Origin of the sequence: Amycolatopsis sp. NPDC058278, from assembly GCF_042881395.1 — a bacterium.
Taxonomy (GTDB): domain Bacteria; phylum Actinomycetota; class Actinomycetes; order Mycobacteriales; family Pseudonocardiaceae; genus Amycolatopsis.
On the sequence record NZ_JBHVXZ010000034.1, the window covers coordinates 21,210 to 36,248 of the forward strand.

Here is a 15,039-nt window from a genome sequence, read left to right on the forward strand (position 1 = left end):
CGCCGGTGCGGTTATTCACTGCGCCGGTAAACGCTCTCTGCGAGGATGCATGGAAACCATTTCCCGGCCGGTTCCCGGCACCGGTGCCCCCGTCGACGGCGGCGAGTCCTTCGCGACCCTGCTGGGTCACTGGGCGCGCCGCCTCGGCGACCGGATCGCCGTGACCCACCTGGACCACCGCGACGGCGGCGACGGCCGGGCGGTCACGCTCACCTGGCGCGAGCTCGACGAGCGGGTCGAGGCAGTCGCGGCCCGGCTGTCCGAAGTGGCCGGTCCGGGAGAGCGGGCGGCGGTGCTGGCCGGGCAATCCGCCGGCTACGTCGTCGCGTTCCTCGGCGCGCTGCGGGCGGGAATGGTCGCCGTGCCGCTGTTCGCGCCCGGCCTGCCCGGGCACGCGGGCCGGCTGGCCGCGGCGCTCGCCGACTGCGGCCCGCGGGTCGTGCTGACCACGGCCGCGGAGTGCGAGGCGGTCACCCGGTTCCTCGCCGGTTCCCCGGTCGGGCCGGCGGTGGTCGACGTCGACGCCGTGCCGCCGGTCGCGGCCGGGACGCACGACTGGCCCGAGCCCGATCCCGACGCCCCGGCCTACCTGCAGTACACGTCCGGCTCGACGCGCTCGCCCGCCGGAGTCGTGCTGACCCACCGCAACGTGCTCGCCAACGCCCGTCAGGCCTGCGCGGCCTACGGCGCCGAGAGCGGCACCACGTCGGCGGTCAGCTGGCTGCCGCTGTTCCACGACATGGGGCTGATCCTCGGCATCGGCGCGCCGATGGCCGGCGGCCTGGAGTCGGTCCTGATGGACCCGCTGGCGTTCCTCGAACGGCCCGCGCGCTGGCTGCGCGCGCTCTCGGCCAGTCCCGGCGCGATCAGCGCGGCCCCCAACTTCGCCTACGCCTACTGCGCTTCCCGCGTCACCGAGGACGACAAGATCTACCTGGAGCTCAGCCGGGTCGTCTCGCTGATCAACGGCAGCGAACCGGTGCTGCCGGCCACGATCGCCAAGTTCCACGAGGCCTTCGCCGGCTGCGGGCTGCGGCCGGAGGTGCACCGCTCCTCCTACGGCCTGGCTGAGGCCACCGTGCTGGTTTCCGTGACGGACGCGGGAAAACCGCCCCGGCAGGTCACGTTCGACCGGGCCCTGCTCGCCGCCGGGTACGCGGTGCCGGCCGCCGCGAGCGCGGCCGCCACGACGCTCGTCTCGTGCGGCCGCCCGGTCGGCCAGCGGGTGCGGATCGCCGACCGGACGACCGGGGAACCCGCCGAGCCGGGCGAGGTCGGCGAAATCCGGATCAGCGGCCCGAACGTCGGCCGCGGCTACTGGGGCCGGGCCGAAGCGTCGGTGGCCACCTTCGGCCTGCCCCCGCTCGATCCGGACACCGGCGAGGGCTGGCTGGCGACCGGCGACCTCGGCGTGGTGTTCGACGGCGAGCTGTTCGTGACGGGCCGGCTGAAGGACCTGGTCGTCGTCGACGGCCGCAACCACTACCCGCAGGACATCGAGCAGACCGTCGAGGAACACCCGGCCGTCCGGCCGCACTCGGCCGCGGCCTTCGCGATCGACGGCGACGGCGGGGAAGCCGCGGTCGTCGTCCTGGAACGCGCGAAGGACACCGAAGCCGACGTCGCCGAGGCGGCTTCGGCGCTGCGGGCGGCGGTGTCGGCCGGGCACGGCCTGCGCCTGCACGACGTCGTCTTCCTGGCGCCGGGCGAGGTGCCCCGTACCTCCAGCGGCAAGATCAGCCGGGCCCGGTGCCGGGTGTCCTACCTGGACGGTTCGCTCACCGCCCGGCGGCTCGGATGAGCGCGCCGGACGCCGCGGCGATCCGCGCCTGGCTGCTCGCGCGCCTCGGCGACGTGGACGTCGACCGGCCGCTGCACGAAACCGGGCTGTCCTCGAGGGACGCGGCGAGCCTGGCGGCCGACCTTGGCGAGTTCGCCGGCCGGTCGCTGTCCCCGACCCTGGTGTGGCAGTACCCGACGATCACCGCGCTGGCCGGCCACCTGTCCACTGTGGATTCCGAGGTGGCGTACGCGCCGCTGCCGGAGGACAGCGAGCCGATCGCGGTCGTCGGCCTCGGCTGCCGGCTACCCGGCGGGATCGAGTCCCCGGAAGCTTTCTGGCGCTTCCTCGACGCGGGCGGCGACGGCATCGGCGACGTCCCCGAGGGCCGCTGGGAGACGTTCGCCCCGGCGGAAGACCTCGCCGGTGTGCCGTCGCGCGGCGGGTTCCTCGACGACGTCGCTGGGTTCGACGCGGAGTTCTTCGGCATCACGCCGCGCGAAGCCGAGGCGATGGACCCGCAGCAGCGGATCCTCCTCGAGGTCGTCTGGGCGGCGCTGGAGCACGCGGGGATCCCGCCGTCGACGTTGCGGGGCAGCCGGACCGGGGTGTTCGTCGGGCTGTCGGCCACCGAGTACGGCTCGCTGACGATGACCGACGTCGCGGGCGTCGACGTCTGGTCCGGGACCGGCGCGGCGGCGAGCATCGCGGCGAACCGGTTGTCGTACCTGCTCGACCTGCGCGGGCCCAGCCTCACGCTGGACACCGCGTGCTCGTCGTCGCTGGTCGCGGTGCACCAGGCGGTGCAGAGCCTGCGCCGCGGCGAGAGCGAGACGGCGCTCGCCGCCGGGGTGAACGTCCTGCTCTCGCCCGGCATCACCGCCGGCTTCCACCGGGCGGGGGTGCTGGCCGCGGACGGCCACTGCAAGCCGTTCGACGCCGGCGCCGACGGCATCGCCCGCGGCGAAGGCTGCGGCGTGGTCGTGCTGAAGACCCTGCGGGCGGCGCGGCGGGCCGGGGACCGGGTGCTGGCGCTGATCCGCGGCAGCGCGGTGAACTCCGACGGCCGGTCCAACGGCCTGACCGCGCCCAACCCGGACGCCCAAGCGGCGTTGCTGCGCGACGCGTACGCCACGGCCGGCGTCGATCCGTCCTCTGTGGACTACGTCGAAGCGCACGGGACCGGGACGCCGCTGGGCGATCCGCTGGAGGCGGGCGCGCTGGCGGCGGTGCTCGGGACGGGGCGTGCTCCGGAGCGCCCGCTGCTGCTGGGTTCGGTGAAGAGCAACCTGGGGCACCTCGAAGGCGCGGCCGGCATCACCGGGCTGGTGAAGGTGGTGCTGGCGATGACGCACCGGCGGGTGCCGCCGAGCCTGCACTTCCGCGAGCCGAACCCGCACATCGACTTCACCGGGCTGCGGGTGGTCGCGTCGGGGACGGACTGGCCGCGCTACGCCGGCACGGCGCGGGCCGGGGTGTCGGCGTTCGGGTTCGGCGGGACGAACGCGCACGTCGTGGTGGAGGAGTGGCCCGCGGCGTCGTTCCCGCCCCGTGCCGGTGACGGCGGTCCACAGGTGTTCGCACTCTCGGCCCGGTCGGCGGAGGTGCTGCGGGCACGGGCGGGGGAGCTGGCGGACTGGCTGGCCGAGAGTGCGGTACCGCTCGACGCCGTCGCCTCGACGCTGGCGCACCGGCGGGAGCAGCTGCCGGTGCGCGGGGCGGTGGTCGCCGAGAGCCGGGCTGACGTGGTCGAGGCGCTGCGAGGCCTGGCCGAAGGGCGCGGCATCGGAGGCGGGGCTGGTTGCCCGGCCGGTGGGGCCGGCGGCTTGTCCGGTGGCCCGAGTGGGGCCCGCGGGAGCGGTGGCGCGAGCGGTGAGCGTGGTGTCGTCTTCGTCTTCTCCGGCTATGGCTCGCAGTGGTCCGGCATGGGCCGCCTGCTGCTGCGCTCCGAACCCGCCTTCCGGGCCGAAATCGAGGCCCTCGATCCCGTCTTCCGGGCCGAAGCCGGGTTTTCCCTGCGTGAAGCCCTCGAACACGAGCTTCCCGACCTCGCCGCGACCCAGCTCACCCTGTTCGGGGTGCAGCTCGCCCTGGCCGCTCTCTGGCGGGCGCACGCGGTGACCCCCGCCGCCGTGCTCGGGCATTCGATGGGCGAGGTCGCCGCCGCCGTCGTGGCCGGGGCCCTCGACGTCGCCGATGGCCTGCGGATCATGGCGGCCCGGGCGCGGCTGCTCGCCGAGCTCGACGAACGCGGTGGCGGGGCGATGGCCGTCGTCGAGCTCTCGCCGGCCGAGCTCGCGGAATTCCCCGACGTCACCATCGCGGTGTACGCCTCGCCGACCCAGTGCACCGTCAGCGGGGCCGCGGACCGCGTCGAAGCCGTGGTCGCGCACGCCGAGCACCTCGGCAGGCTCGCCCGGCGGCTGCCGGTCGGGGGCGCCGGGCACTCCGCCGCCGTCGAGCCACTGCTCGGCCCGTTCCGCGCCGCGGTGCCGGGCTTGGCGCCGCGAACACCCGGAATCCCTTGGTACAGCAGCGTTCTCGAGGATCCGCACGAGCAGCCCGCGTTCGACGTCGAGTACTGGGCAGCGAACCTGCGCCGTCCCGTGCGGTTCGGCCAGGCGCTGGCCGCGGCCGCCGCCGACGGGCACACCGTCTTCGTCGAAATCTCACCGCACCCCGTCGCGCTGGCCGCGATCGAGCAGTCCGGCGGGCTCGGCCTGCCCTCGGCGAGCCGCCGGATCGACGAGCGGACGGCGTTCCTGACCAGCCTCGCCCGGCTGCACGTGCTCGGCGGTGACAACCGGAGCGCCGCTCCGGGCCGGGGGCTCCGCCACCCGGACCCCCGCAAGACCTGCCATCCCGGCGTGCTGGCCGCCCGGCCGCAGACGCCGCCGGTCGAGCTGCCCGGCCCGGTCTGGCGGCACGAACGCTTCTGGCCGCGCCGGACCGTCCGCACCGGCGGGGCCCACCCCCTGCTCGGCGTGCACATCGAAGACCCCGGCGGCGGCCACCTGTGGCGGGGCGACGTCGGCACCGCGGCGCTGCCGTGGCTGGCCGGCCACACCGTCCGGGACGTCCCGGTGTTCCCGGCCACCGGTTTCCTGGAGCTCGCGCTCGCCGCCGCCGGCCCGGGCGGCCGCGTCCACGACCTCGAACTGAGCGAAGTCCTGCCGCTCGGCGAGCACACCGAGGTGACCACGACGCTCCGCGGCACCGAGCTGAGTGTCCACACGAGACCCGGGCGGTGGGTCCGGCACGCCACCGCGCGGATCGGCACCGGCGGCACACCGTCGGCGCCGTTCGGGGCGGCCGCCGGGGAGCCGGTCGACGTCTACCGGGCGCTGGCCGAGCTGGGACAGTCCTACGGCCCGGCCTTCCGCGGCCTGCGCCGGGTGACCGCCGCGCCCGGGCGCGCGTCGGCGTCGATCGCGCAACCGGAAGCCGACCACCCCGCGTACGTGCTGCACCCGGCGCTCGCCGACGCCTGCCTGCACGCGCTGGCCGCGGCGGTCGGCGACGCGGACGCCCTGTACCTGCCGCTCAGCGTGGGCGAGGTGGTGGTCGCCGGCGACCCGCGCCGAGGCGTGCGGGTGGACGCCGTTCTCCAGGAGTCCGGCGACGGCGTGCTCGGCAGCGTTCAGCTGGTCGACGCCGACGAAGTCGTCCTGGTCGAATTCCGCGACGTCTACTGCCGCCGCCACCGCGACGCGGCGCTGACGCGGCTGCTGTTCGAGGCGGCTTGGCACCCGGCGCCGCTGCCCGCCGCGCCGGAATTGTCGGTGCCCGCCGGTAGTGTGGAAAACGGGGGGCGCCCCCGCGGGCCGAAGCCGGCGCACCGCTGGATCGTGCTGTCCGACGACGATCTCGGCGAGCAGTTCGCGGGCGAGGACGTCCGCACCGCCCGCCTCGGCGACCGGCCCGAGCTGGCGAAACTGCTGCGTGACGGCGAACCGGCCGCCGTCCTCGCCCTGCTCGGCGACGCGGCCGAGCCGGATCCGGCGCGTGGGTCGTGGCTGGTCGAGACCCTGGCCGGTGTCGTCGCCGAACTGGCCGAACTGCCCGTGGCGCCGAGGTTGTGGCTGGTGACCGCCGGAGCGCACGCCATCGAGCCCGGCGAGCGGGGCGACCCCGGGGCGGCGGCGCTGCGCGGACTCGTGCGCGTGCTGGCCTTCGAACACCCCGAACTGCGGGTGAGCCAGGTCGACGGCGGAGCGGACCGGCTGCGGGACGAGATCCGCGCGGACGGCCCGGACGACGAAATCGCCTGGCGCGGCGGCGTGCGGTACACGCGGCGCCTGGTCCGGCCCACCCTCGGTGACCCGGCGCGCGAGCCGGTCCGCGACGGCGCGTACATCGTCACCGGCGGCCTCGGCGGCCTGGGGCTGGCCGCCGCGAAGTGGCTGGCCGCGCGGGGCGCGACACGGCTGGTGCTGAACAGCCGGCACGCCGCCGATCCCGGGCTGGACATCGACGTCCGGGTGGTGCCGGGTGACATCGCCGCCCCGGGCACGGCCGAGACCCTGGTCGCGGCGGCCGTCGAAGGGGGTGTGCCGCTTCGCGGGGTGCTGCACGCCGCCGGCGTCCTGGCCGACGGCGCCGCGATCAGCCTCGACGGCGACGCGCTCGAGGCGGTCTGGCGGCCGAAGGCGCTGGGCGCGTGGCGCCTGCACGAAGCTACGGCCGGGCACGACCTCGACTGGTGGCTGGTGTACTCGTCGGCGGCCGCGCTGTTCGGATCGCCGGGCCAGGCCGCGTACGCCACGGCGAACGCGTGGGCCGACGCGCTGGTCGCGTGGCGCCGGGCCCGAGGCCTCCCGGCCGCGACGATCGGCTGGGGCGCGTGGGGCGAGGTGGGCGCGGCGGCCGGCTCGGCCAACCCGGTGCTCGAGCCGCTCGGCACCGAGGAAGCGTTGTCGGCGCTGGACTTCGTGCTGGCACGCGACCTTCCGGCGACCGGGGTGGCCCGGGTGGACCCGGCGACCGTGCTGGAGCTCTTTCCCCGGCTGGGGGAGCGGCCGTTCTTCGCGCTCTTCGGGCCGCGGGCTGAATCGTCCACATGGGACGGTATGGAAGCGCTGCGCGGCGGCGCACCGGAGGCCGCCCGCGCGGCGATCGCCGACCACCTGGCGGGGCTGGTCGCGGACCTGCTCGGGGTGCCGGAGATCGACCGGACGGTGCCGCTCACCCGGTTGGGGCTCGATTCCCTGTCGGCGATGCGGGCGCGCGGCGCGGTGGAACGCGACTTCGGGCTGCCGTTGCCGATTCCGCTGCTGCTGCGGGGAGCCAGCTTGGCGGAGCTTGCCGGGAACCTGGCCGAGCAGGCGGGCTTCGGGCGTGCTGCGCCGGTGGGGGCGGGGTTGGCGGAGTCCGCCGGGTCTGCATCGCCGACCGAAGCCGGGTTGGTGGATTCCGCCGGGCCCGCGTCGCCGGCGGATGCCGGGCCCCGGGACCTCGCCGGGCGGGCCGAGCCTGCTGCGCCGGTCGTCACCGGGCCGCGGGATCCCGCCGAGCGGTGGGTGGCCCGGCACTGGCGGACCGTCCTCGGCGGCGCCGAACCCGGCGTCCACGACCGCTTCGGCGGCGACCCGGCCCAGGCCCGGCAGCTACGAGAAACCTTCGCCGCGCACCTCACCACCGTCCCCGGCATGGACCGGCTCTTCGCCACCCCCACCGTTGCCGGGATGGCCGACCTCCTGCGGGGCGAGCTCGAAGGGCACGGTGGCGGGCCCGTGCGGCTCCTGCGCGATGGCGTCGGCGGGCGGCCCGTCTTCCTCTTCCACCCGGCCGGGGGCACCGCGAGCGTCTACCGCGAACTCGCCCGGCTGCTCCCCGAAGGTCCACCGGTCTACGGGTTCGAACGCCTCGACGAGGAGCACACCGTCGAAGGCAAGGCGGCCCGGTACGCCGAGCTGATCCGGGACATCCAGCCCGCCGGCCCCTACCGGCTGGGCGGCTGGTCGTTCGGCGGCTGCCTCGCCTACGAGACCGCGCGGCAGCTGAACAACGCCGAACTCGTCTTCCTCATCGACACCATCCTGCCGCTGCCCGGCACCCGCACACCGGCCGACGAACTACTCGACCGCTTCGACCGGTTCGCCGGCCACATCTCCCGGACCTACAGGGTCCCGTTCGAGGTGCCGCGCGACGAGCTGGCGACGCTGGACGAAGACGCCCAGATCCACTGGGTCATGGCCCAGCTCGCCGAGCAGGTGCCGGACCTGGGCGCGGGCGTCCTCAAGCACCAGTACGAGTCCTATGTGGACGCCCGGGTGGCCGAGCGGTACACGCCGGAAAGCTACGACGGGCGGGTGGTCCTGCTGCGCGCCCGGGAACCGCACCCGCTCACCACCGCGCTGGACCCGCGGTACCTGCGCACCGACGACGCCCTCGGGTGGGACGCCCACTGCGCGGCCCTCGAAGTCGTGCGGGTGCCCGGCGATCACGTGTCGATGATCGATCCACCGCACGTGGCGGTGCTGGCCGAACGGCTCGGGGCGGTGGTGCGGTGATGGACGAACTCACCCCGACCACCGCGTTCCGGATCGCCGATCTCGCCGCCCGGCAGGACGAAGCCGTCCGCATCGCCGAGAAGCGGGCCGTCGACCGGCAGCACGCCAAGGGGAAGTTGACCGCGCGCGAACGGATCGGGCTGCTGCTGGACCCCGGGTCCTTCGTGGAGACCGACCAGTTCGCGCGGCACCGGTGCGCGGAGTTCGGGATGGACGCGAACCGGCCGTGGGGTGACGGCGTCGTCACCGGGCACGGCACCGTCGACGGGCGGCAGATCTGCGTGTTCTCCCAGGACTTCAGCGTCTTCGGCGGCAGCCTCGGCGAGGTCTCCGGCGAAAAGGTCCTCAAGCTGATGGACCTGGCCATGACCATCGGCTGCCCGGTCGTCGGGATCAACGACTCCGGCGGCGCCCGGATCCAGGAAGGCGTCGTCTCGCTGGCCTACTACGCCGAGCTGGGCCGCCGCACCGCACACGCTTCCGGGGTCATCCCGCAGATCTCGATGATCATGGGACCGTGCGCCGGCGGCGCGGTCTACGCACCGGCGATGACCGACTTCACCGTGATGGTCGACGAAACCTCGCACATGTTCGTCACCGGCCCGGACGTCGTGCACGCCGTCACCGGCGAACACGTCACCGCGCAGGAACTCGGCGGCGCGGTCGTGCAGAGCGAGGTCGCCGGCAACGCCCACCACCGGGCCGCCGGCGAACAGGACGCCGTCGACTGGGTGCAGACGCTGCTCGGCTACCTGCCCGCGAACAACCTCGACCCCGGGCCCGCGTACGCCGACGACACCGATCCCGGGCTCACCGCCGCCGACCTCGAGCTCGACCGGCTGGTGCCCGACTCGCCGCACCGGACCTACGACATGACCGAGCTGATCGCCGCGCTGGTCGACGACGGCGAGTTCACCGAGGTGCACAGCGCCTTCGCGCCCAACATGATCTGCGCCTTCGCGCGGGTGCAGGGCCACACGGTCGGCGTCGTGGCCAACCAGCCGCGGCACCAGGCCGGTGTGCTGGACATCGACGCGTCGGAGAAGGCCGCGCGGTTCGTGCGCTTCTGCGACGCGTTCTCGATCCCGCTCCTCACCCTGGCCGACGTCCCCGGCTACCTGCCGGGCACCGATCAGGAACGCGGCGGGATCATCCGCCGCGGCGCCAAGCTGATCTACGCCTATTCCGAGGCGACCGTGCCGAAGGTGACCGTCGTGGTCCGCAAGGCCTACGGCGGCGGCTACGCGGTGATGGGCTCGAAGCACCTCGGCGCCGACGTCGTGCTGGCCTGGCCCACCGCGGAGATCGCGGTGATGGGCGCCGAAGGCGCGGTCCGGGTGCTCTACCGGCGCGAGCTGGCCGGGCTGCCGCCGGAAGAACGCGAGCCGGCCCGCCGGCGGCTCACCGACGAGTACCGCAAGCGCCACGGCGGCCCGTACCTGGCCGCCGAACGCGGTTACGTCGATCAAGTCGTCACGCCGTCGCAGACCCGCCTCCAGGTGGCGCGGGCCCTGCGGATGCTGCGCACCAAACGCCAGAGCCTGCCGGCCCGGAAACACGGGAACATCCCCCTCTGAGGAGTCCTCATGAAACGGATCGCCTTGCTGGCGCTGTCCGTCGCCCTCCTGATCGCCGGTGCCGGTGTGGCGCCCGCCCAGGCGAGCCCGGCCGTGGCCGACGACGGCGCGAAGGTCGTCCAGGAGACGTGGCTGGACGCCCGGACCGTCGACCTGCAGATCAGCTCGCCGGCCCTGGGCACCACCGGGATGGTGCGGCTGATCGTGCCGTCCGGCTGGGCGGCGCAGCCCACGCGGACCTGGCCGGTGCTGTACCTGCTGCACGGCTGCTGCGAACCGGTCGACTACCGCTCGTGGGACCAGTTCACCGACGTCAAGGCGTTCACCGCGGCCAAGGACGCCCTGGTCGTGATGCCGACGGACGGGGCGGCGGGGATGTACACGAAGTGGTGGAACTTCGGCCTCCGGAACACCCCCGACTGGGACACCTTCCACACCGCCGAGGTGCGCCAGATCGTCGAGCGCGGCTACCGCGGTGGCACCCGCCGCGCGGTCGCCGGGCTGTCGATCGGCGGGTACGGCGCGATGGCGTACGCGTTCAAGCACCCGGGGATGTTCGGCGCGGCCGCGTCCTACAGCGGGGTGCCGAACACGCTCTACCCGGGCCTGCCGGTCTGGATCATCGGGATCCTGGCGCGCGGCGGGTTCTTCAACTACCTCGACCTCTGGGGTGACGCGTTCGGCATGCGCTCGATCTGGACGGCGAACAACCCGTACGACCACGTCGACCAGCTGCGCGGCACCGCGCTCTACGTCTCCTGCGGCAACGGGCAGACCGGGCCGCTCGACCCGCCGGGGCAGGCGGACTTCCTGGAGTCGACGGCGGAGATGTCGTCCCGCAGCTTCACCGACCGCCTGCGGACCGCCGGCATCCCGGCGACCGTCGACTACTACGGGCCCGGCACCCACAGCTGGCCGTACTGGCAGCGGGCCCTGCACCAGTCCTGGCCGGTCCTGGCCGGCGCGCTGGGCCTCCCGGCCTGAGCGCAATCCCTTTCCCCGATGGAGGTTGTGGTGAAGCATGCTCGTCGTCGCGCCGTGCTTTCGGCGCTGCTGACCTGTTGCCTGGTGGCGCTGGGGGTCGCGGCCGCGAGCCCGCCCGCCGGTGCGGCGCCCTTGCTGCCCGGGCCGTTCGACGACTCGTTCTACACCCCGCCGTCCCCGCTGCCGGCCGGCAAACCGGGTGACGTCATCCGCTGGCGTCCTGCGGTTCCGCTGCTGAACGCCCTCAACGCCGACGCCTGGCAGGTCATGTACCTGTCGACCAACGCGCTGGGGAACCGGAACGCGGTCACCGGGACGATCCTCGTGCCGAAGGGCGTGGATCCGGCCAAGGCGCCGATCGTCGGCTACGCGGTCGGCACGCAGGGCCCGGCCTTCAAGTGCACGGCGTCCAAGGCGATGGAGCGGGGCACGCTGTACGACCAGCCCGCCGTCAACGACTCGCTCTCCAGCGGCTACGCGGTCGCGGTGACCGACTACGAGGGCTATTCGCCGGCGACCGTGCCGACCTACATCACCGGGCAGTCGATGGGGCCCGCGGTGATCGACTCGGTGCGGGCGGCGCAGGACCTGCCGGCCGCCCGGCTGGCGAAGAGCGCCAAGGTGATCTTCCAGGGTTATTCGCAGGGCGGCGGTGGATCGATGTGGGCCGGCGAAAAGCAGCCCGCGTACGCGCCGGAGCTGAACGTCGTCGGTGTCGTCGCGGGCGGCGTGCCCGCCGACCTGACCGAAGTCGCCAAGGGGCTCGACGGCTATATCGGGTTCGGGTTCCTGGCCTTCGCCGCGGTCGGGCTCGACGCCGCGTACCCGGACCTGAAGCTGGATTCCTTCCTCAACGAGACCGGTCGTCAGCAGCTGACCGACGCGAAGAAGAACGCGTGCACCGCCGAACTGCTGCTGAACTACTCCTTCAAGAAGATCAGTGATTTCACGACGTCGAACCCGCTGGGCACGCCGCAGTGGCAGGCGCGGCTGGCGCAGAACAAGCTGGGCGCCCACCCGCCGCGGGTCCCGGTGTTCCAGTACCACGCGAGCACCGACGAAATCGTCAACACCCCGCAGGCGGAAACGCTGCACCGGGCGTACTGCGCGGCCGGGATGCGGGAGCAGTGGACCACTTACCTGGCCGAACACGCGACCGGGATCCTCGCCGGCAACGCCGACGCGCACCAGTGGATCGTCAAGCGGTTCAACGGCGAAACCGCGCCTTCGAACTGCTGAGGGGAATCCGGGAAGGCCACTTCGGATTTCCGAGGTGGCCTTCCCGGGCGTTTCGCGGGAATCAGACCTTGCCCGCGACGAACCCGGCCGCGTCGTTGGCTTCGCCGCCGTAGCTCAGGTGGGCCAGGATGTTGAGGCCGCCCGCCTGGCAGACCGGGTCGCCGAAGGCGCAGTAGTCCTTGGTGCGGCTCTGGTAGGTGCCGGTCACCGAGCGGCCGATCGCGCGGATCGGGTTGCCGAACAACAGGATCGCCGCGATCCGCGGCGCCAGGTCGGCCGGGATGGTCGCGACGATCGGGCCACCGACGACCGCGCCGGCGCTGCTGATTCCGATCGAGTTGTCGACGACGTTGGCGCCCTGGGAGTAGCCGACCAGGACGAACCGCTGCGACGGACAGGCCGCGGCCTGCGTCCGGACGTGGTTGACCAGGTCGGTGTTGCCCCGCTGCACCGAGGCGGGCTGGCCGAGGTCGGCGGGGTAGTCGACGCGGTAGCTGCTCACCGATCGCGGCCGCAGCCGGTTCTGGACGGCCGAGAAGACCGGGTCGCCGACGATGAGGCCCAGCGTGCCGGGTTCGCCCGTGCCGCGGGCCACCGGGACGTCGATGTCGGTGCACGGCGCGGCCGAGGCCACCGGCGCGGCGGCCACGGTGAGCCCGGCGACGGCGAAGCCGACGGCGGCCGCGGCGGAAAGAAGGCGTTTCTGGGGGAAGCGAATCATGGCTGATCACACCTCGTTGTGGGAAAAGGGGGTCGGCAAGCGCTTTCCGCGGGGACGGAAATACGTGCGTCGCTTGCGGTGAACGCAGCGTCGCAGTGCTTGCCGGGCCCGGCAAGAGGTGATTTCCCGAAGCGTCGGTAATTGTTCAGCCGGTGACAAACAGTCCGGTGTGGACGCTCAGGTGGTGCACTGCCCGGCCGGGTGCGGAGCCCCCGCGGGACGGTCGAGGCGCTCCAGCAGCGCGGGGTCCAGCCCGCGCAGCGCGGCCATGACGAACCCGGCGGCCAGCTCGCCCGCGGCGATCGGGTCGACCCCCGGCGAGTGGGAGACGTGCATCGCGGCCCGTCCCACCAGGCCGACCATCATGGCCCCGAGCAGGTCCGCGCCGGGGCCGGCCGGGCGGCCGTGCGCGAGCAGGTGCTCGCGCACCTGGCCGACCACGTGGGTGGCGATGGAATCGGCCAGCGCGCGGCGCTCGTTCGACATCTCGTCGACGGCCGAATCGAACAGCAGCCGGAAACTCTCCGGGTGGGTGCCGGCGTAGCCGAACATGGCCATCACCGAGAGCCGCACCCGCTCCTCCAGCGGGCGGCCGTTCGCCGTTTCGTACGCGGTGATCACCCACGCGCGCAACGCGGCGACCTCGCGCCGGACGGTGGTGCGGAAAAGGGCCGCCTTGTCACCGAAATGCGCGTAGAGGGTGGGCTTGGTGGAATCGGCGCGGTCCGCGATCAGGCCCATCGTGGCCTGGGCGTAGCCGCGCTCGGCGAACACGCCGCGGGCGGCGTCGAGCAGCTGGTCGTCGGTGGGCCGGGCGGCCGGGCTGCGGCGAGCGCTGGATCGATCAGGAGGACTCTGCCGGCTCATGGAGGTGTACTGTACGGTCTCCTGGCTTTACTGTCCGGTAAAGCGCGCTCCGTGATATCCGGGGCTTCGCCCCGGGCCGGGGGCTCCGCCACCCGGACCCCCGAAAGAGTTGCGATCGCCGTCCCCGGTGGAGGAACCCTGGTGTCCCGCGACAGTGCCCGGCAACCCGTCCCCGCTCCTCCGGTCGCCGGCGAAGAGATTCTCCGGCGAAGAGAGCTGGCCGCGCTCATGCGTCCGGCGCTGCCGGCGCTGGCGGACTGGATCGTCCGGGAGGTTCTGCGGGCGGTCCCCGTCTACGCGCGGCCGGGCGACGGCTCCTACGGCCGGGTGACCCGGCACGCCGTCGAGTGCGCGGTCGAGCTCTTCGTGGACCTGGTCGAGGATCCACTGGCCTCGCGGGAACGGCTGTACGAGACGTGCCGCCAGCTCGGCGTGGGCGAGGCCCGCGAGGGCCGCACCCTGGACGACCTGCAGGCGGCCTACCGCGTGGGCACCCGCGTCGGCTGGCGCTGGATCATGCGGCTCGGCCGGCGCCACCGGCTTTCCTCCGCGGCGATGGCGCAGCTGGCCGAGATGCTGTTCGGCTACGCGGACGAGCTCGCCCGGATGTCGAGCCGGGGCCACCGCGAGACGTGGGTGGAGATCGAGGGCACCCGGGCGGGCCTGCGGCGACGGCTGCTGCGGCTGCTGACCGGTCCGGGCACGATCCCGGACGCGGTCCTCGCCGAACTGGCGGCCGCGGCGGGCTGGCCCGTCCCCCGCGCCGTGGCGGCGGTCGCCGCCGAAACGACCGTGGGCACTGCGTGGGGGCCCGACGTCCTCGCCGACCTCGATTCACCACAGCCGTACCTCTTGCTGCCCGCCCCGGTGGACGCGCGGACCCTGACGCGGCTCGGCACCCGCGTCGCGGTCGGGCCGCCGACGGACCTCGGCGCGGCGGCGCACTCCCTGCGTTGGGCGCGCGCCGCGCTGCGGCTGGTGGCCGACGGCGCGCTCCCGGACACGCCCGTCACCTGGTGCACCGACCACCTGACGGAGTTGTGGCTGCTCTCGGACTCGCCGCTGGCCGAGCAGGTCGCGCGGCAGGAGCTGGCCCCGCTCGAACAGTTCCCGGAGCGGACGCGCCGCCGGCTGGGTGAGACCCTGCTGTCCTGGCTGCAGAACGGCGGCAACTCCGAGAAGATCGCGGTCGACCTTTCGGTGCACCCGCAGACGGTCCGCTACCGCGTGCGTCAGCTCAAGCAGGCCTTCGGCGATCGCCTCGACGATCCCGACGCGCGGTTCGCCATGCAGGCCGCGCTGCGCGCGTCGGGGCTGCGGATCACCCGGAACGAGTTCTCCCCTCCCGAGGAGTAGCAG

8 protein-coding genes are annotated in these 15,039 nt (G+C 73.9%); 6 read left to right on the forward strand and 2 right to left on the reverse strand.

Annotated elements, in window-relative coordinates:
• Window positions 1-49: 49 nt before the first annotated feature.
• Genes ACFVYA_RS19465 through ACFVYA_RS19485 form a run of 5 tightly spaced genes read left to right on the forward strand, consistent with a single transcriptional unit; the run spans window position 50 to window position 12,092 of the window.
• Window positions 50-1,801, forward strand: coding sequence for a fatty acyl-AMP ligase (locus ACFVYA_RS19465; RefSeq protein ID WP_387046648.1), 1,752 nt, complete (start codon window positions 50-52; stop codon window positions 1,799-1,801).
• A complete protein-coding gene (locus ACFVYA_RS19470) occupies window positions 1,798-8,292 on the forward strand; it encodes a beta-ketoacyl synthase N-terminal-like domain-containing protein (protein ID WP_387046649.1) in 6,495 nt (2,164 codons plus the stop codon). The genes ACFVYA_RS19465 and ACFVYA_RS19470 overlap by 4 nt, the downstream gene beginning before the upstream one ends.
• The gene (locus ACFVYA_RS19475; RefSeq protein WP_387046651.1) at window positions 8,292-9,869 is read left to right on the forward strand and encodes an acyl-CoA carboxylase subunit beta; all 1,578 of its coding nucleotides are present in this window, start codon (window positions 8,292-8,294) and stop codon (window positions 9,867-9,869) included. Before ACFVYA_RS19470 ends, ACFVYA_RS19475 begins: the two co-directional genes overlap by 1 nt.
• A gap of 9 nt (window positions 9,870-9,878) precedes the next feature.
• A complete protein-coding gene (locus tag ACFVYA_RS19480; RefSeq protein ID WP_387046652.1) occupies window positions 9,879-10,853 on the forward strand; it encodes an alpha/beta hydrolase in 975 nt (324 codons plus the stop codon).
• 18 nt (window positions 10,854-10,871) lie between these two features.
• Window positions 10,872-12,092: a lipase family protein gene (locus tag ACFVYA_RS19485; protein ID WP_387046655.1), complete on the forward strand. Its 1,221-nt coding sequence runs from the start codon at window positions 10,872-10,874 to the stop codon at window positions 12,090-12,092.
• Between the two features lie 61 nt (window positions 12,093-12,153).
• Here the strand turns inward: ACFVYA_RS19485 and ACFVYA_RS19490 are convergent, their stop codons facing one another.
• Together ACFVYA_RS19490 and ACFVYA_RS19495 are read right to left on the reverse strand one after the other, a co-directional pair.
• A complete protein-coding gene (locus ACFVYA_RS19490) occupies window positions 12,154-12,813 on the reverse strand; it encodes a cutinase family protein (protein WP_387046657.1) in 660 nt (219 codons plus the stop codon).
• 177 nt (window positions 12,814-12,990) lie between these two features.
• On the reverse strand, window positions 12,991-13,680 hold the full coding sequence (locus tag ACFVYA_RS19495) for a TetR/AcrR family transcriptional regulator (RefSeq protein WP_387046658.1): 690 nt from the start codon (window positions 13,678-13,680) through the stop codon (window positions 12,991-12,993).
• Between the two features lie 141 nt (window positions 13,681-13,821).
• Between ACFVYA_RS19495 and ACFVYA_RS19500 the strand changes: the two genes are divergently transcribed.
• A complete protein-coding gene (locus tag ACFVYA_RS19500) occupies window positions 13,822-15,036 on the forward strand; it encodes a helix-turn-helix domain-containing protein (RefSeq protein ID WP_285990641.1) in 1,215 nt (404 codons plus the stop codon).
• The last annotated feature ends 3 nt before the right edge of the window (window positions 15,037-15,039 follow it).

Excerpts from the sequence above, each read along its gene's own strand:
- ACFVYA_RS19475 (WP_387046651.1), top strand. The coding sequence starts at position 8,292 with ATGGACGAACTCACCCCGACCACCGCGTTCCGGATCGCCGATCTCGCC.
- ACFVYA_RS19470 (WP_387046649.1), top strand. The coding sequence starts at position 1,798 with ATGAGCGCGCCGGACGCCGCGGCGATCCGCGCCTGGCTGCTCGCGCGC.
- ACFVYA_RS19480 (WP_387046652.1), top strand. The coding sequence starts at position 9,879 with ATGAAACGGATCGCCTTGCTGGCGCTGTCCGTCGCCCTCCTGATCGCC.
- ACFVYA_RS19495 (WP_387046658.1), bottom strand. The coding sequence starts at position 13,680 with ATGAGCCGGCAGAGTCCTCCTGATCGATCCAGCGCTCGCCGCAGCCCG.
- ACFVYA_RS19485 (WP_387046655.1), top strand. The coding sequence starts at position 10,872 with ATGGAGGTTGTGGTGAAGCATGCTCGTCGTCGCGCCGTGCTTTCGGCG.
- ACFVYA_RS19465 (WP_387046648.1), top strand. The coding sequence starts at position 50 with ATGGAAACCATTTCCCGGCCGGTTCCCGGCACCGGTGCCCCCGTCGAC.
- ACFVYA_RS19490 (WP_387046657.1), bottom strand. The coding sequence starts at position 12,813 with ATGATTCGCTTCCCCCAGAAACGCCTTCTTTCCGCCGCGGCCGCCGTC.